The organism is Kosakonia sp. CCTCC M2018092, from assembly GCF_003864115.1.
In the GTDB taxonomy this organism is placed as follows: domain Bacteria; phylum Pseudomonadota; class Gammaproteobacteria; order Enterobacterales; family Enterobacteriaceae; genus Kosakonia; species Kosakonia cowanii.
The window spans coordinates 4,684,565-4,701,938 of record NZ_CP034225.1; the positions used below are offsets into that span (position 1 = coordinate 4,684,565).

Consider the following 17,374-nt stretch of genomic DNA (forward strand, 5'->3'; position numbering starts at 1 on the left):
GTCATCACTATGACCACTCCTCGCGCAGTTTCCTCTCGCATTCGAGCCCATCCTCGCCCTTGCGTCTCCACAACCCCAGGGCATTTCGCAATCTTGTCGTGTTCTGCTTTTCAAGATATTGCTCAACCGCTTCTCGTAATAATTCAGCTCGAGGAAGGTTACGCTGCTGCTTTAAGCTATCGAGCCTGCGTATAACATCATCTGATAAATCCAACAAAACAGGCCCCATAATCACTCCAGAGAGAACATCCATATATTGCCTCAGTTATCGTATGCGTTTATTTTCCAGCCACACGATACGCTGTCATTTTTACTGGGCAAGTGTCATTTTGAGGAAAAAAACGTTCTTTCGAGCTGGGTTCCACTTTTCATTTTCAGCTCAAAACCCCCGTTTCCATTTCGCAAAAACCAGGCTATAAAACCTGGGTATTTATACAGACAAAGGAATGCGAAATGGCACTGGAACAGGGTATTAGCCAACTGGTAAGCGACTTTATTGCTGCAGGACGGCCTTCCGTCGGCGAGCAGAGTATTGATGACCGGCGCGCGGGGTATCTCGCCAGCACGACGCTGGCAGGCGAGACGGAAACCCGTGTTGAGGTGAGTGAGTTAACGCTTGAGGGTATCCGCTTTCGCGGCTACTCACCGCAAAATGCCAACGGCAATCTGCCTGCGCTTATCTACTATCACGGTGGCTGTTTTGTTAGCGGCAGCTTTGATACCCATGATAAACAGCTGCGTCAGCTCGCCTTTTACAGCGGCTGCCGGGTCATCGCCGTGCAGTACCGGCTTGCGCCGGAACACCGCTGGCCAGCGGCGCATGATGATGCGCTGCGGGGTGCAGAACTTATCCGGCAAAACGCGCAGCAGCTTGGCATCGATCCTCAGCGCATCACGCTGGCGGGCGATAGCGCGGGCGGGCATCTGGCGCTGGTCACGGCACTGCGCTTAAAAGCCGCAGGCGAGTGGCTGCCTGCTCAGCTGATCCTCATCTACCCGATGCTTGATGCAACCGCCTGGTTCGACAGCTATACCCTTAACGGCGCAGATTATGTGATCACCCGCGAGGCGCTGCTCTCCGGCTATACGCACTATCTTGGCGAGACCGATCGCCTGCTGCCGGACGTCAGCCCGCTGTGGCGCGATGATTTCAACGGCCTGCCGCCGACGCATATTGTCACAGCGGAGTTTGACCCGCTGTGCGATGAAGGAGAGTCACTCTATCAGCGAATGACCGAACAGGGCGTGGCCTGCTCCTGTTCGCGTTATCTCGGCGTGATACACGGTTTCTTCCAGCTTGCTGGCATCAGCCGCACGGCAGTGGATGTGATCTACGATGTGGCAGCACGCATCGCCAGAGTGTAACTGGCTATACGGGAAAGCGCGCCTTTCGCGCGCGCCATCGGCAGGCCCAGCGCCTACTCCTCTTCGTTGCCGCCCTCTTCGAACGAGCCGAACGGTTTTGCCGGCAGAACGATATAGATGCCTTCGAAAATCGCGCCCTGCTTATCATCGCCAAACAGTTCCACCTGCATCTGTACGCGCGCTTTTTTCCCGCGTGCCAGGCGGTCGAGATCGCCGCTTAACGAGCCGAGATCGGCAATGGCGCTTGGTTTACCGCTGATGGGCGAGCTGTAGCGGATATGGGCGTCGGCGAGAATAATCGTGCCGCCGAGGTGGCGTTCGCGCAGCATCAGCCAGATAAGTCCCCAGCCGGTGAGCGTCGCCAGTGAGAAAAGGCTACCGGCAAACAGCGTATGGTGCGGATTTTGATTGCCAATCTCCGGCATGGTGGTAATAAATTTCTGCCCGGTGTACTGCTGGATGCGCACGCCCATCTTTTCGCTGAGCGGAATATGCTGATACCAGGCCTGCTGCAGCTGACCGCACCAGTCGCCGCGATGAAGAATATCATCCAGCGAGGCGATGGGTTTGATCATCAGAAAATGGCGGATGGGTGTGGTTTGCGGCGCGGTGATTTCGCCTTCATTGATAAACCCAAGCTTGGCGAAAAAGGGCACCGCATCTTCACGGGCGCTGCAGGTTACGCGCTTAACACCTTCCTGACGGGCGACGGATTCAAGGGTCATCGCCATCAGCGTGCCGAGGCCTTTATCCTGTACGGAGGGGTGCACCGCCATAAAGCGGATCGAGCCTTCGTTATCGGCATTGATATAGAGCCGACCGGAGGCAACGATATTGCCCTCTTCATCAACCACCATCTGGTGATGAGCCATAGCGTCCCAGGCGTCGCGCTCGGAGCCCTGCGGCTGGTGCAATGGCTTGCGTAACATTTCCCAGCGGAACTGGTAGTAACGTTCTAACTCTTCTTCAGTTTGCGGTACGCGAAGATGATACATAGCTGCATTCTCTCTTGTGACCCGGGGCCGCGCCGCAAGCTGGCTCATATCTCTAGCCAGAATGTGACGGGACCGTCATTGACCAGCGACACCTGCATATCGGCAGCGAAGCGCCCGGTTTGCGTGGCGATCTGCTGACCGCAGTGTGCAACAAAGTGGTTATAGAGCGCCTCAGCTTTTTCCGGCGCGGCACCGCGCGAAAAGCCCGGACGCATGCCGCGTTCCGTATCGGCTGCCAGCGTAAACTGCGACACCACCAGCACGCTGCCACCGGCCTGCTGGACGTTGCGGTTCATTTTCCCGTCGGCATCGCTAAAAATTCGGTATCCCAGCACCCGTTCACACAGGCGGTTTGCTTTCTGCTCGTCGTCTTCCCTTTCGACGCCCAGTAATACCAGAAGACCCGGGCCGATTTCACCCGTCACCTCTCCCGCCACGCTAACGCTCGCGCGAGAAACGCGTTGAATTAATGCAATCATGGTTGGTCTGCTTCTTCTCGTTGTGCTGCTTTTTTTAGTTCGCGGTATTCCCCGAGAGTGACAGTAATTTCAGCCCCTAGCAAGACGATACACCAGGTCCAGTAGACCCAGAGAAACATGATAGGGATAACGGCCAGCACGCCATAAATTAGCTGGTAGGAGGGGAACATGGTGATATATAAGCCAAAACCTTTCTTGCCCAGTTCAAACAGCACCGCCGCAACAAACGCGCCCAGCACCGCATCGCGGTTTGGTACGCGCGTAGTCGGAACAATGCTGTAGAGCAGCCAGAATGAGAGCCAGGAGAGGATCAGCGGAAAAATACGCAGCACATCATCAATCACGCTATTGAGCTCACTCGCCCAGCGCAGCGACAACAGATAGGAGCTGATCGCCAGGCTCGCCCCGGCCAGCAGCGGGCCGAGGGTCAGGATCATCCAGTAGACGGCAAACGAGTAGACATGCGGGCGCACGCGGGTGCTGCGCCAGATGGTATTCAGCGCGCTGTCGATGGAGTACATCAGTAGCAGCGAAGTAACCACCAGCCCACAAGCCCCGACCGCCGTCATTTTCGTCGAGTTTGCGACAAACTGCTCAATGTAGTTCTGGATAACGTCGCCGGTTGTGGGAATGAAATTGGCAAAAATAAAGTGACGCAGCTGGATGCTGATGTCGGAAAACATCGGGAAAACGGCGAACAGCGCGAAGATCACCGCAATCAGCGGCACCAGCGACAGCAGTGAGACGTAGGCGAGATTCCCCGCCAGCGTCGTCATATTGTCATCGTTGATATGTCGCCACAGCAGTTTTGACCAGGCCTGCAGCGACTGCGCACTCCTCTTCGCGCGCTGTTTTACGGCATCTTTCATAGCAGCTTTGAAAAATAGTCCGGAATGGTGGCCTTGTTAGCGACCAGGATCGACGTAATCCCCACGCGCTCAGCGCCAGCGATATTTTCAGCATTGTCGTCGAAAAAGACGGCATCCTCGGCAGAAAAGCCTTCCTGCGTAAGAACCTGCTGGTAAATTCTGGCTTCGGGTTTACGCATGCCCATCTCTTGCGAGAGATAGATACGATCGGCGGCGGCGCGGATCTCCGGATACTGTTCCGGCCAGAAGGTCGTATGCAGACGGTTGGTGTTCGACAGCACCACCACGCGGTCTCCTTTCGCGCGCAGTTTGTGCATGATGTCGATAACGTCCGGGCGTAGCGCGACGAATACCGCCTGCCAGCCGGTGGAGAATTGCTCATAACTTAGCGGCAGCGCCATCTCTTCACACAGGGCTTTGGCGAACTCCTCATCGCTGATCTCCCCGCGTTCATGACGGTGGAAGGCCTCCCCCATGACAAAGTTCTGCTTCAGGGTTGCCAGCGGTACGCGGCTGAAATCGCTCCAGGCTCCGAGCACCCGGTTGAAGTCGATATCGACAATCACATTACCTAAATCAAAGATATAGAGCATTTGCCTCTCCTTGCCTGCCATGGAGAGTTAACTGTAGCGGGAAAGTTTCCGCTTGAATAGCGGGCCCTTTCACGCCCGCGATCGCTGGATAAAAAAAAGCCGCTGATTATCAGCGGCTTTTGTTGGGCTAAAAGAAGTTAATTAGTCTTCTTTTGCACCGCGCATTGCGCGTTTACGGTCGTTCTCAGTCAGATGACGTTTACGGATACGAATGGACTGAGGAGTTACCTCTACCAGTTCGTCGTCATCGATGAACTCGAGCGCCTGCTCCAGGGTCATCTTGATCGGCGGAACCAGAACCGTCGCTTCGTCCGTACCGGACGCACGCATGTTGGTCAGTTTCTTACCGGTCAGGCAGTTTACCGTCAGGTCGTTAGAACGGCTGTGAATACCGATGATCTGGCCTTCATACACTTCCGCACCGTGACCGAGGAACAGCTTACCGCGATCCTGCAGACCGAACAGCGCAAACGCAACCGCTTTACCCTGACCGTTGGAGATCAGCACGCCGTTGTTACGCTGGCCCACTTCGCCCGGACGAATATCGTCGTAGTGGCTGAAGGTGGAGTACAGCAGACCGGTACCGGAGGTCATGGTCATGAACTCTGAACGGAAGCCGATCAGACCGCGGCTTGGGATCACGTAGTCGAGACGTACGCGGCCTTTGCCGTCCGGATTCATGTTTTTCAGATCGCCTTTACGCTCGCCCAGTGCCTGCATGACAGAACCCTGGTGCTGCTCTTCAACGTCCAGCGTTACGTTCTCGAACGGCTCTTGTTTACGGCCGTCGATTTCGCGGAAGATTACTTTCGGACGGGAAACCGCCATTTCGAAACCTTCACGACGCATGTTCTCGATCAGAACAGAGAGGTGCAGCTCACCACGACCAGAAACACGGAACGCATCCGCATCCTGAGTCTCTTCAACGCGCAGCGCAACGTTGTGCACCAGCTCTTTGTTCAGGCGATCAAGGATCTGACGAGAGGTAACATATTTACCCTCTTTGCCACAGAACGGAGAGGTGTTGACGTTGAAGAACATGGTTACGGTCGGCTCATCAACGGAGAGCGCCGGCAGTGCTTCAACACTCTGCGGATCGCAGATGGTGTCGGAGATGTTCAGCTCGCCCAGACCGGTGATCGCAATGATGTCACCCGCTTCAGCCACGTCACTCTCGATACGCTCCAGCCCCAGGTGAGTCAGCACTTTGCCAACTTTACCGTTACGGGTTTTGCCTTCGCTATCGATGATAGTGACCTGCTGGTTCGGCTTCACTTTACCGCGTTTGATACGGCCGATGCCGATTACGCCAACGTAGTTGTTGTAATCGAGCTGGGAAACCTGCATCTGCAGCGTGCCGTCGAGATCGACGTTCGGTGCCGGTACATGTTCAACAATCGCCTGGTACAGCGGGGTCATGTCTTCAGCCATGTTTTCGTGGTCCAGACCCGCGATACCGTTCAGCGCAGAAGCGTAAACGATCGGGAAGTCCAGCTGTTCGTCGGTCGCGTCAAGGTTAACGAACAGGTCGAAGACCTGATCAACAACCCAGTCCGGACGCGCGCCAGGACGGTCAACTTTGTTGATTACCACGATAGGTTTCAGACCATGGGCAAATGCTTTTTTGGTCACGAAGCGCGTTTGCGGCATCGGGCCGTCAAATGCGTCAACCACCAGCAGCACGGAATCGACCATGGACATTACACGCTCAACTTCACCACCGAAGTCGGCGTGCCCTGGGGTATCAACGATGTTGATACGATAATCATTCCATTTGATAGCGGTGTTTTTAGCGAGGATGGTAATCCCACGCTCTTTCTCCAAATCGTTGGAGTCCATCACACGCTCTTGAGTTTCAGCACGTTCGTCGAACGTACCGGATTGCTGCAGCAGCTTGTCAACCAGGGTCGTTTTACCATGGTCAACGTGAGCAATGATGGCGATGTTACGCAGATTTTCGATCACAACTTTGCCTCAGGCATTAGAAATAGCGCGTTATTGTACACGTATTAATCGAAGGACTAAACAGGATCACAAACATACCCTGCAAACAAGTATTGCAGAGTTGCTTTGTGATCGCTTTCACGGAGCGTTAAAAGGGGCAAATAACGAAAATTGCACCAATATGGTGCCCTATGTTTCCATAAAAGCACTATATTGGTGCAAGGTAACCATCATGGTGCAGCCCTTTTGCACTATGCCGAGCATGATAACGCCTTTTTAGGGTGATTTAAAAGTTGGCATAGATTTCGCTTATCCATTGTACGGCAACTACGCCAGATTTACGTAGTAATTAGAAGACCTCGTTACCACGACGACAATGACAATCCCGGGAGAGTTTAAGTATGTCCGCTGAACACGTTTTGACGATGCTGAATGAGCACGAAGTGAAGTTTGTCGATCTGCGCTTCACAGATACCAAAGGTAAAGAACAGCACGTCACGATCCCAGCCCATCAGGTAAACGCTGACTTCTTCGAAGAAGGCAAAATGTTTGATGGTTCTTCGATTGGTGGCTGGAAAGGCATCAACGAATCCGACATGGTGCTGATGCCGGACGCCACTACCGCTGTCATTGACCCGTTCTACGAAGAGTCTACGCTGATTATTCGCTGCGATATCCTCGAGCCAGGCACTATGCAGGGCTACGATCGCGATCCGCGCTCCATCGCCAAACGCGCTGAAGAGTACCTGCGCTCCACCGGTCTGGCAGACACCGTGCTGTTCGGGCCAGAGCCGGAATTCTTCCTGTTTGACGACGTGCGTTTCGGCAGCTCCATCTCCGGTTCCAGCGTTGCTATCGACGATATCGAAGGCGCATGGAACACCACCACCAAATATGAAGGTGGTAACAAAGGTCACCGTCCGGCTGTGAAAGGCGGTTACTTCCCGGTTCCGCCGGTAGACTCCTCTCAGGATCTGCGTTCCACCATGTGTCTGGTGATGGAAGAGATGGGCCTGGTTGTTGAAGCGCATCACCACGAAGTAGCGACCGCGGGTCAGAACGAAGTGGCAACCCGCTTCAACACCATGACCAAAAAAGCGGACGAAATTCAGATTTACAAATATGTGGTACATAACGTTGCGCACCGCTTCGGTAAAACCGCGACCTTTATGCCGAAACCGATGTTCGGTGATAACGGTTCCGGTATGCACTGCCACATGTCTCTCTCCAAGAACGGCACCAACCTGTTCTCTGGCGACAAATACGCTGGCCTGTCTGAAATGGCGCTGTACTACATCGGCGGCGTAATCAAACACGCTAAAGCGATCAACGCCCTCTCTAACCCGACCACCAACTCCTACAAGCGTCTGGTCCCGGGTTACGAAGCACCGGTAATGCTGGCCTACTCTGCCCGTAACCGTTCTGCCTCTATCCGTATTCCGGTAGTTGCTTCTCCGAAAGCGCGTCGTATCGAAGTGCGCTTCCCGGATCCGGCTGCGAACCCGTACCTGTGCTTTGCCGCGCTGCTGATGGCAGGTCTGGATGGTATTAAGAACAAAATCCACCCGGGCGAAGCAATGGACAAAAACCTGTACGATCTGCCGCCGGAAGAGGCGAAAGAGATCCCGCAGGTTGCAGGCTCCCTGGAAGAAGCGCTTAACGCGCTGGACGCTGACCGCGAGTTCCTGACCGCTGGCGGCGTATTCACCGACGACGCTATCGACGCTTACATTGCGCTGCGCATTGAAGAGAACGACCGCGTTCGCATGACGCCGCACCCGGTAGAGTTCGAACTCTATTACAGCGTTTAATTACGTTATTAATACTCGGCCGATTTCTCGTCACAGCCAGTTGGCGGCGAGAAATCAGCCAGAGAATTTTTAGTTGCCGTGGAAACTTTGGCCCATCACACGATGGGCTTTTTTCGCCGACAACAACCTGATCTCACGCGCTTTTTCTTTCTATAACGCTATACTGCACAAAATTGGTGCATATCTCCGGGAGACTGCTACATGGCAAGCGGCGCGCTGCCCGATGCTGGGCAGATCCTCAACTCTTTGATCAACAGCATCCTGCTGGTTGATGACGACCTGGCGGTACATTACGCCAACCCCGCGGCACAACAGCTGCTGGCGCAAAGCTCGCGCAAACTGTTCGGCACTCCGCTGCCGGAACTGCTGAGCTACTTCTCCCTCAATATCGACCTGATGCGTGAAAGTTTGCATGCAGGCCAGGGCTTTACCGATAACGAAGTGACGCTGGTTATCGACGGGCGCTCGCATATTCTCTCCCTGACGGCGCAACGCCTGCCGGACGGGCTGGTGCTGCTGGAAATGGCACCGATGGATAACCAGCGCCGTTTAAGCCAGGAGCAGCTTCAGCATGCGCAGCAGGTGGCGGCGCGCGATCTGGTACGCGGCCTGGCCCATGAGATTAAAAACCCTTTGGGTGGCCTGCGCGGCGCGGCACAGCTTTTGAGTAAAGCCCTGCCCGACCCGTCGCTGCTGGAATATACCAAAGTGATCATTGAGCAGGCCGACCGCCTGCGCAATCTGGTCGATCGCCTGTTAGGGCCGCAGCAGCCGGGTATGCACGTTACCGAAAGCATCCATAAAGTGGCCGAGCGCGTGGTGAATCTGGTGTCGATGGAGCTACCGGCCAACGTCACGTTAATTCGCGATTACGATCCCAGCTTGCCGGAGCTGGCGCACGATCCTGACCAGATCGAGCAAGTTTTACTCAATATCGTGCGCAATGCGCTTCAGGCATTAGGGCCGGAGGGCGGCGAAATTATTCTGCGTACGCGCACCGCGTTCCAGTTAACGCTGCACGGCGTACGTTATCGCCTGGCAGCAAGAATCGATGTGCAGGATAACGGCCCGGGTATACCGCAGCATTTGCAGGACACGCTGTTTTACCCGATGGTCAGCGGCCGCGAAGGCGGCACCGGGCTTGGCTTATCGATTGCACGCAGCCTGATTGATCAACACTCAGGCAAAATTGAATTTACCAGTTGGCCAGGCCATACCGAGTTCTCGGTATTCCTGCCTATTCGGAAGTAGAGGTGTTTATGCAACGAGGGATAGTCTGGATCGTGGATGACGATAGCTCCATCCGTTGGGTGCTTGAACGCGCGCTCACCGGGGCAGGCTTGAGTTGTACAACGTTTGAAAGTGCCAATGAAGTGCTTGATGCGCTGACCACCAAAACGCCGGATGTTCTGCTTTCGGATATTCGCATGCCCGGTATGGACGGGCTGGCACTGTTAAAACAGATAAAGCAGCGCCATCCGATGCTTCCGGTCATCATTATGACCGCACACTCGGATCTGGATGCGGCGGTAAGCGCTTATCAGCAGGGGGCATTCGACTACCTACCTAAACCGTTCGATATTGATGAAGCGGTGGCGCTGGTTGAGCGCGCTATCAGCCACTACCAGGAGCAGCAGCAGCCGCGCAATGTGCAGGCTCTCGGCCCGACCACCGATATCATCGGCGAAGCGCCGGCGATGCAGGATGTGTTTCGCATTATTGGCCGCCTGTCGCGCTCATCAATCAGCGTATTGATTAACGGCGAGTCCGGCACCGGGAAAGAGCTGGTTGCCCATGCGCTGCATCGCCACAGCCCGCGCGTTAAAGCGCCGTTTATCGCGCTCAATATGGCGGCGATCCCGAAAGATTTGATTGAATCGGAGCTGTTTGGCCACGAGAAAGGGGCCTTTACCGGCGCCAACACCATTCGTCAGGGGCGTTTTGAGCAGGCCGATGGCGGCACGCTGTTCTTAGATGAGATTGGCGATATGCCGCTCGATGTGCAGACGCGTTTGCTGCGCGTGCTCGCCGATGGGCAGTTTTACCGCGTGGGCGGCTATGCGCCGGTGAAAGTCGATGTGCGTATTATTGCGGCGACGCACCAGAACCTGGAGCTGCGCGTGCAGGAGGGGAAATTCAGGGAGGATCTGTTCCACCGCCTGAATGTTATCCGCGTGCATCTGCCGCCGCTGCGCGAACGCCGGGAAGATATTCCGCGTCTGGCGCGCCACTTCTTACAGGACGCGGCCCGCGAACTGGGTGTGGAAGCAAAGCTGCTGCATCCGGAAACCGAAGCGGCATTGACCCGGCTGGCATGGCCGGGCAACGTGCGCCAGCTGGAGAACACCTGTCGCTGGTTAACGGTAATGGCGGCAGGCCAGGAAGTGCTGATTCAGGATCTGCCCAGTGAGTTGTTTGAAGCCACGGTGCCGGATAGCCCGTCGCAGAGTTTGCCGGACAGCTGGGCGACGCTGCTCGCGCAGTGGGCCGATCGCGCGCTGCGTTCCGGTCATCAAAATCTGCTCTCTGAAGCGCAACCGGAGATGGAGCGCACTCTGCTGACTACCGCGCTGCGCCACACTCAGGGGCATAAGCAGGAAGCGGCACGCCTGCTCGGTTGGGGGCGCAATACCCTTACGCGTAAGTTAAAAGAGCTGGGAATGGAGTAGACGTAAAGCGCGATCCGCCCGCGAAAAGTGCTGCTATTTTGTGCTTTACTGTTAGCCGCAGTGCAGTATGATCTTGCGCGTTCAGGGGGGGTTATCATGCTGGAATCGTTCATTCATCTGGTTACGGCTGGCGCCTCTGCCAGCCATACGCCACAAACGGCTGTCGCAGCGCTGCTTTGTGCAACGCTGGTCGGGCTGTTTAGCTAACGGTTTAACAGGCCTGGTGCTTTTGCAGGCCTGTTAAATCACCCGCGAGAACTGCTGTAGCCGCGCTTTCTGGCGCAGATAGACATCGAAGCACATGCAGATGTTGCGAATCAACAGACGCCCTTTCGCCGTTACCTGAAGCCCCTGCTCATCCCTCTCCACCAGCCCATCTTTAATCAATGGCGCAAGCAACTGCAGATCTTCTGCAAAGTAGTCGCGAAAATCGAGATCCCACGCGCGCTCAATATCGCTGAACGAAAGACGGAAATTGCATATCAGCCCCTTGATAACATCCCGGCGAATGCAGTCATCGCGGGTCAGCGCAATACCGCGCCACAGCGCATTTCCCTGCTCATCAACCTGCTGGTAGTAGTGTTTGAGCTCTTTCTGGTTTTGCGCGTAGCTATCGCCAATCATGCTGATGGCAGAGACGCCAAGCCCCAGCAGATCGCTGTCGCCCTGGGTGGTGTAACCCTGGAAGTTGCGGTGCAGCACGCCGTTGCGCTGGGCAATCGCCAGCTCATCATCCGGACGGGCAAAGTGATCCATGCCGATAAACTGATATCCGGATGCGGTCAGCGAGGAGATGGTCTGCTGCAGGATATCGAGCTTCTGCTGCGCCGAAGGCAGATCCGCATCTTTAATTTTTCGCTGGGCGGCAAAAAGCGTCGGCAGATGCGCATAGTTGAAGACACTTAAACGATCCGGGCTGAGTTCGGCGACGCGTTGCAGCGTATAGGCGAAACTCTCCGGCGTCTGTTTGGGCAGGCCGTAGATCAGGTCGATATTGGTCGAGGTAAAGCCGATGTCGCGCGCGTGGTTAAGCAGAGCGAAGATAAAGGTTTCATCCTGTTCGCGGTTAACCAGCCGCTGCACCTCTTTATTAAAATCCTGCACGCCCATGCTGAGGCGGTTAAACCCTTCCCCGCGCAGATGGTCGAGCACATCCAGTTCAATTTCGCGCGGATCGACCTCAATGGAGATCTCCGCATCGGCATCAAAGGCGAAGTTGCCGCGCAGCAGCGCCATCAGGCGGCTGATCTGTGCTTTGTTGAGATAGGTTGGCGTACCACCGCCCCAGTGCAGCTGGCTGACGTGACGGCCTTTAAACAGCGGCGCGCGGTGGATAATCTCCTGTTCCAGCGCATCGAGATATTGATCGGCTTTATGCTGCTGGCGGGTGACGATTTTATTGCAGCCGCAGAAGTAGCAGAGCTTGTGGCAAAACGGGATATGAACGTAGAGCGAAAGCGGACGGTCAGGATAACGCGCCACGGCGCGGTGAAAATCCGCTTCGCCGAAGGCGTCAGAAAACTCAAGCGCGGTGGGATAGGACGTATAACGCGGCCCGGAATAGTTATATTTCTGGATCAGGGCCAGATCCCAGTCGATGACGTGCTCAGACATTGCTTACTCCTTCCGATGACGCCGCTGGCGATACCGGCGGCCTGGGCCGATCCCTTTTTGGGGTATCAGCCGGTTGCGCAGCCACTGTTTGCGCCGCGACAACCGCTGTAGTTTAACGAATAACCACACCAGATAACATATAACCGGAAGGGTTATAAGCAGGACGGGAAGCCCCATAAGAAAGGATTAGTTGCCGCCCTTGAGCAGACGCATCATATCTTCCTTACGCTCCTCTTCCTCTTCTTCTTCGTCATCATCGTAGGAGAGGCCGAGCTTCTGCATCAGCTCATCAATACGATCCAGTTTGGCATCAACCCATTTCTGCTCGTCGGCGCTCAGGGTTTCGCCCTCTTCAAGACGTTCAAGTAGCGCATCCAGGCGCTCATCCGTTTCCAGCATCTCTAATTCAGCCTGCGGTGAAAGCATAGGTTTCTCACTCTTCGGTTTGTGCTGCTTAGTGACTGGCGTGTCGGTAACACCCAGCGGAATCGGTGTTTTACTGCCAATACGCGGATCTTTTTGCGCTTTGCCCTTGCCGGAGCCCGACGCGTTATCGCCACCGTTCGCGCGGCTGCCTGAAGCGTTGCCGCGATGCCGTTTCTCACGCTTACGTTCGCGGCCTTCCTGGTTCAACTCTTCACGGGTTTTACGGCGCACTTTGCCGCGCGGTTGGGTAGACGGTTTTTTCATCATAGGGGTCTTAGGTGGTTTTTCATCAGTATAGAATTGCGGCGGAATCTAGCAGAAAGCAAGCAAAGAAAAAAGGCGGCAGTGTAAACTGTCGCCTTTTTTCTTGACCCTGACCCGTAAAGGGCTCTACGTTCCCTGTTTGCTGTCAACCTGCCCTGTTTTTCCATTAGCATCAACACTCCGTGTTGCGGTCCCTCTCCTTGTGAACGTCTCCTGACGTGTTCCTCTGGTCTTCGCCTCCTGGCGCTCCCGACCCCTCGCTCCGTGAGTTATCCTTTCCTGTAAAGCGTCCTGCTACGGGGCTTACTTTACTTGTCTCAGAAAAAGAGACAAGTACGAATACCCTTACAAACGATAAATTAAGAGAATTCCATAAAGCTAAGCTATTGATTGTATTGTTTTTAGCTATTTTTTAACCTGCAATTACTCTGAAAGTTCGCAATGTATAACGGGCTGATTTCCTACAAAATGCATGGCAATCACGCACAAAGAGGAATGATGCGAGAAAAACAGTCTTTTACGTGGGTTCAGGTATAATCCCCGCATGCTTTAACGATGGAGACGACCGTTTTGACTAACCTGAATTACCAACAGACGCACTTTGTCACCAGTGCGCCTGATATTCGCCACTTACCCGCCGATACCGGCATCGAAGTGGCATTCGCTGGCCGCTCCAACGCCGGAAAATCGAGCGCACTCAATACGCTAACCAATCAAAAGAGCCTGGCGCGCACCTCTAAAACGCCGGGCCGCACGCAGTTAATTAACCTGTTCGAAGTCGTCGAGGGCAAACGCCTTGTCGACCTGCCCGGCTACGGTTATGCCGAAGTGCCGGAAGAGATGAAAATCAAATGGCAGCGCGCGCTGGGTGAATATCTGGAGAAACGTCAGTGCCTGAAGGGGCTGGTCGTACTGATGGATATCCGCCACCCGCTAAAAGATCTCGACCAGCAGATGATCCACTGGGCGGTAGCAAGCGAGATCCCCGTGCTGGTACTGCTGACCAAAGCGGACAAGCTCGCCAGCGGCGCGCGTAAAGCGCAGGTTACGATGGTGCGGGAAGCGGCAATTGCCTTTAACGGCGATGTGCAGGTAGAAGCCTTTTCGTCGCTGAAAAAACAGGGCGTCGATAAGCTGCGCGAGAAGCTGGATAGCTGGTTCTCATCCATTGCGCCAGCAACAGAAGACGCAGGCGAATAACCCCCTCTGGCGCGGCGCCCGCTGCGCTTTATTGCTTTCTTTCGCGCAATAAAAAACGCCCCAGTCATTACTGACTGGGGCGGCTAAATATTCAGCCAAATCCGATTACGTGAAGTAAAAGGTCTGAAAGATAGAACATCTTACCTCTGTACCCTACGCGAATAACTCTACTCCCTTTTTGGATCTGGAAAAAGGACTTTTTGTAATTTCTTTTCAATTTTTACATACGGAATTCTAATGATTGTCACAAAAACGCCGCGTTATGTTGCTTAGTTACAGAAAAGTCCCTTTCCGACCGCAGGCTTAGTGCGCTTGATCCCAGTTTGGTCCGCTTCCCACTTCCACCAGCAGCGGCACATCGAGTTGGGTACTACTCTCCATCAGTTCATGGATCTTCTTCGTGACCGCCTCGATATCATCTTTGTGCACTTCGAACACCAGTTCATCGTGTACCTGCATGATCATCCGCACACGCGGCTTCTCTTGCTGTAACCACGCATCGACGGCGATCATCGCGCGTTTGATGATATCGGCTGCGGTGCCCTGCATCGGGGCGTTGATCGCCGCGCGCTCAGCACCCGCACGGCGGGCAGCGTTGCTCGCTTTGATGTCCGGCAGATAGAGGCGGCGGCCATCGAGCGTTTCCACATAGCCATTCTCTTTCGCCTGCGCGCGGGTGCGCTCCATATACTCCAGCACGCCAGGATAGCGCTCGAAGTAGAGATCCATATACTTCTGCGACTCTTTGCGCGGAATATTGAGCTGGCGCGAGAGGCCAAAGGCGCTCATGCCGTAGATCAGACCGAAGTTGATCGCTTTCGCGCTGCGGCGCTGTTCATTGCTTACGCTATCCAGCGGCAGGCCAAACACTTCCGCCGCCGTTGCGCGGTGAATATCCTGACCTTCAGAAAACGCTTTCAGCAAGCCCTTATCCCGTGAGAGGTGCGCCATGATGCGCAGTTCGATCTGCGAGTAGTCCGCAGAGACGATGACGTAATCTTTCGTCGCGATAAAAGCCTGACGAATACGACGTCCCTCTTCATTACGCACAGGAATGTTTTGCAGGTTGGGATCGGTAGAGGACAACCGTCCCGTCGCGGTCACTGCCTGGTGGTAAGAGGTATGCACGCGCCCGGTTTTCGGGTTGATCATCAGTGGCAGCTTATCGGTGTAGGTCGATTTAAGCTTCGCCAGACCGCGATATTGCAGGATCACTTTTGGCAGCGGGTAATCCAGCGCCAGCTCTTCCAGCACCTCTTCTGAGGTTGACGGCGCACCGCCCGGGGTTTTCTTCAGCGGTTTAATGCCCTGTTTTTCAAACAGAATGGTTTGCAGCTGTTTGGTCGACGAGAGATTAAACGCTTCGCCCGCGATCTCATGCGCTTTTTGCTCCAGCTCCGCCAGACGCAGGGTCAGCTCCTCAGAGTGCTTGTGCAGCACAGCCGGATCGATATTGACGCCGTTGCGTTCGATGCGCGAAATGACCGGCACCAGCGGCATTTCAATATTCTGGAAGACATTCAGCGGGCCAGCGTGCTGTTGCAGCTCTGGCCACATCGCCAGATGGAGTTGCAGCGTGACATCAGCATCTTCCGCCGCATAATGCCCGGCCTCTTCCAGCGCAATCTGGTTGAAGGTGAGCTGGTTTTTACCTTTCCCGGCGATCTCTTCGAAGGTCACGGTTTTGTGCTTCAGCCAGCGCTGAGAGAGGCTGTCCATATCATGACGGCCAACAACGCTATTGAGGATGTAGGACTCAAGCATGGTGTCGAAGGCGATACCACGCAGTTCGATGCCATAATTTTCCAGCACGCCGCGATCGTATTTCAGGTTCTGGCCCACTTTGAGAAGCTTTTCATCTTCCAGCAGCGGTTTCAGCAGTTCCAGCGCGCGGTCACGCGGGATCTGATCCGGCGCATCAAGGTAGTCATGGGCGACCGGCACATAGGCTGCCACACCAGGTTCGATGGCAAAGGAGATGCCGACCAGATTAGCGCTGATGTTATCCAGGCTGTCCGTTTCCGTATCGAAGGCAAACAGCGCCGCGCTTTTCAGTTTGCCGATCCAGTTTTGCAACGTCTCTTCATCAAGGATGGTGACGTAGTTTTCAGCGGAGAGGATAGCCGTCGGGATATCGGGCTCCGCTTCGACCACAATCGTCTCCTGCGGCTTCGCGGCTGGCTTGCTTCCTCTCGCCTGTAGCCATTTACCGGCTTCGACATCCGCCGTCCAGCGCTTGAATTCGTAACGCTTAAAGAGCTCCATCAGCTCTTCGGTGGCCGGCTGCTGAACTTCGAGCTGTTCGCTCGTCAGCTCCAGCGGAACGTCGGTTTTGATGGTCGCCAGCTGGTAGGAGAGGTAAGCAACCTCTTTATTCTGCTCCAGCTTCGCCGCCATGGTTTTCGCACCACGGAAGCTCAGTTCGGCAATCTTCTCCGGCGCGGCATAGAGCGAGTCGAGACCCCCCAGCCCTTGTAACAGCGCCTGCGCGGTTTTTTCACCCACGCCAGGAACACCCGGGATGTTATCGGAGGAGTCGCCCATCAGCGCGAGGAAATCGATAATCAGCTCTGGTGGCACGCCATATTTAGTGACGACCTCTTCCGGCCCCAGAATGGTGTTGGACATGGTGTTGATCAGCGTGACATTCGGTGTCACCAGCTGCGCCATATCTTTGTCGCCGGTACTGATCAGCACCGGGCGCCCTTTTTTGTCCGCTTCACATGCCAGCGTGCCGATAACGTCATCCGCTTCAACACCCGACACCGCCAGCAGCGGCAGACCCATCGCTTTCACCATTGCATGCAGCGGCTCAATCTGCGCGCGCAGATCGTCCGGCATCGGCGGGCGGTGGGATTTGTAATGTTCGAACAGCTCATCACGGAACGTCTTACCCTTCGCATCAAACACCACTGCGACATGCGTCGGCTGATACTGCAGCAACAGGCTGCGCAGCATATTCAACACGCCATACATTGCGCCGGTGGGTTCCCCAACGCTGTTGGTCAGAGGTGGAAACGCATGATACGCGCGATAGAGGTAAGAGGAGCCGTCAACAAGAATGAGTGGGTTTTCGGGGATCTGAACCATGATATCCATGCCTGTTTTTTCAATTTACGCTAAAGGATGCCACAGACAGGATGAA

Annotated in this window: 15 protein-coding genes; 6 read left to right on the plus strand and 9 right to left on the minus strand. The window is 55.1% G+C overall.

Going from position 1 to position 17,374, the window contains the following annotated elements; all coding sequences use genetic code 11:
* Nucleotides 1–7 precede the first annotated feature (7 nt).
* On the minus strand, nt 8–253 hold the full coding sequence (locus EH164_RS22060) for a CopG family transcriptional regulator (protein WP_124971021.1): 246 nt from the start codon (nt 251–253) through the stop codon (nt 8–10).
* Nucleotides 254–453: 200 nt separating this feature from the next.
* Between EH164_RS22060 and EH164_RS22065 the strand changes: the two genes are divergently transcribed.
* A complete protein-coding gene (locus EH164_RS22065) occupies nt 454–1,365 on the plus strand; it encodes an alpha/beta hydrolase (RefSeq protein ID WP_124971024.1) in 912 nt (303 codons plus the stop codon).
* Nucleotides 1,366–1,418: 53 nt separating this feature from the next.
* Here the strand turns inward: EH164_RS22065 and fabY are convergent, their stop codons facing one another.
* From fabY to typA, 5 genes are all read right to left on the minus strand, one after another.
* Nucleotides 1,419–2,360 (minus strand): fatty acid biosynthesis protein FabY, encoded by a 942-nt coding sequence (gene fabY, locus EH164_RS22070; RefSeq protein ID WP_023479318.1) that lies wholly within the window; start codon nt 2,358–2,360, stop codon nt 1,419–1,421.
* A gap of 44 nt (nt 2,361–2,404) precedes the next feature.
* Nucleotides 2,405–2,839, minus strand: a complete 435-nt coding sequence (gene dtd / locus EH164_RS22075) for a D-aminoacyl-tRNA deacylase (RefSeq protein ID WP_124971027.1) — start codon at nt 2,837–2,839, stop codon at nt 2,405–2,407.
* A complete protein-coding gene (locus EH164_RS22080; RefSeq protein WP_124971029.1) occupies nt 2,836–3,708 on the minus strand; it encodes a virulence factor BrkB family protein in 873 nt (290 codons plus the stop codon). The genes dtd and EH164_RS22080 overlap by 4 nt, the downstream gene beginning before the upstream one ends.
* On the minus strand, nt 3,705–4,301 hold the full coding sequence (yihX, locus tag EH164_RS22085; RefSeq protein ID WP_124971032.1) for a glucose-1-phosphatase: 597 nt from the start codon (nt 4,299–4,301) through the stop codon (nt 3,705–3,707). Before yihX ends, EH164_RS22080 begins: the two co-directional genes overlap by 4 nt.
* Nucleotides 4,302–4,442: 141 nt before the next feature.
* Nucleotides 4,443–6,266 (minus strand): ribosome-dependent GTPase TypA, encoded by a 1,824-nt coding sequence (gene typA, locus EH164_RS22090; protein WP_023479326.1) that lies wholly within the window; start codon nt 6,264–6,266, stop codon nt 4,443–4,445.
* A 380-nt stretch (nt 6,267–6,646) separates the two neighbouring features.
* On the opposite strand from typA, the gene glnA reads away from it, so the two are divergent.
* The 4 genes from glnA (at nt 6,647) to EH164_RS22625 (ending at nt 10,932) form a co-directional block, all read left to right on the plus strand.
* Complete coding sequence (gene glnA / locus EH164_RS22095; RefSeq protein WP_023479289.1) at nt 6,647–8,056, plus strand: glutamate--ammonia ligase; 1,410 nt, start codon at nt 6,647–6,649, stop codon at nt 8,054–8,056.
* Nucleotides 8,057–8,257: 201 nt separating this feature from the next.
* A complete protein-coding gene (gene glnL / locus EH164_RS22100; RefSeq protein ID WP_023479377.1) occupies nt 8,258–9,307 on the plus strand; it encodes a nitrogen regulation protein NR(II) in 1,050 nt (349 codons plus the stop codon).
* Nucleotides 9,308–9,315: 8 nt separating this feature from the next.
* On the plus strand, nt 9,316–10,725 hold the full coding sequence (gene glnG / locus EH164_RS22105) for a nitrogen regulation protein NR(I) (RefSeq protein WP_023479374.1): 1,410 nt from the start codon (nt 9,316–9,318) through the stop codon (nt 10,723–10,725).
* Nucleotides 10,726–10,821: 96 nt separating this feature from the next.
* Nucleotides 10,822–10,932, plus strand: a complete 111-nt coding sequence (locus tag EH164_RS22625; RefSeq protein WP_094192975.1) for a YshB family small membrane protein — start codon at nt 10,822–10,824, stop codon at nt 10,930–10,932.
* A 33-nt stretch (nt 10,933–10,965) separates the two neighbouring features.
* On the opposite strand, the gene hemN is transcribed toward EH164_RS22625, so the two are convergent.
* Nucleotides 10,966–12,339, minus strand: coding sequence for an oxygen-independent coproporphyrinogen III oxidase (hemN, locus tag EH164_RS22110; protein ID WP_124971035.1), 1,374 nt, complete (start codon nt 12,337–12,339; stop codon nt 10,966–10,968).
* Between the two features lie 186 nt (nt 12,340–12,525).
* Nucleotides 12,526–13,029 (minus strand): Der GTPase-activating protein YihI, encoded by a 504-nt coding sequence (yihI, locus tag EH164_RS22115; protein WP_023479295.1) that lies wholly within the window; start codon nt 13,027–13,029, stop codon nt 12,526–12,528.
* A gap of 570 nt (nt 13,030–13,599) precedes the next feature.
* Between yihI and yihA the strand changes: the two genes are divergently transcribed.
* Nucleotides 13,600–14,229 carry a ribosome biogenesis GTP-binding protein YihA/YsxC gene (gene yihA, locus EH164_RS22120; protein ID WP_023479300.1) on the plus strand — a complete coding sequence of 210 codons (630 nt, stop codon included), beginning with the start codon at nt 13,600–13,602 and terminating at the stop codon, nt 14,227–14,229.
* Between the two features lie 303 nt (nt 14,230–14,532).
* Here yihA and polA read toward each other — a convergent pair whose 3' ends face one another.
* Complete coding sequence (gene polA / locus EH164_RS22125; RefSeq protein WP_124971662.1) at nt 14,533–17,319, minus strand: DNA polymerase I; 2,787 nt, start codon at nt 17,317–17,319, stop codon at nt 14,533–14,535.
* Nucleotides 17,320–17,374 lie beyond the last annotated feature (55 nt).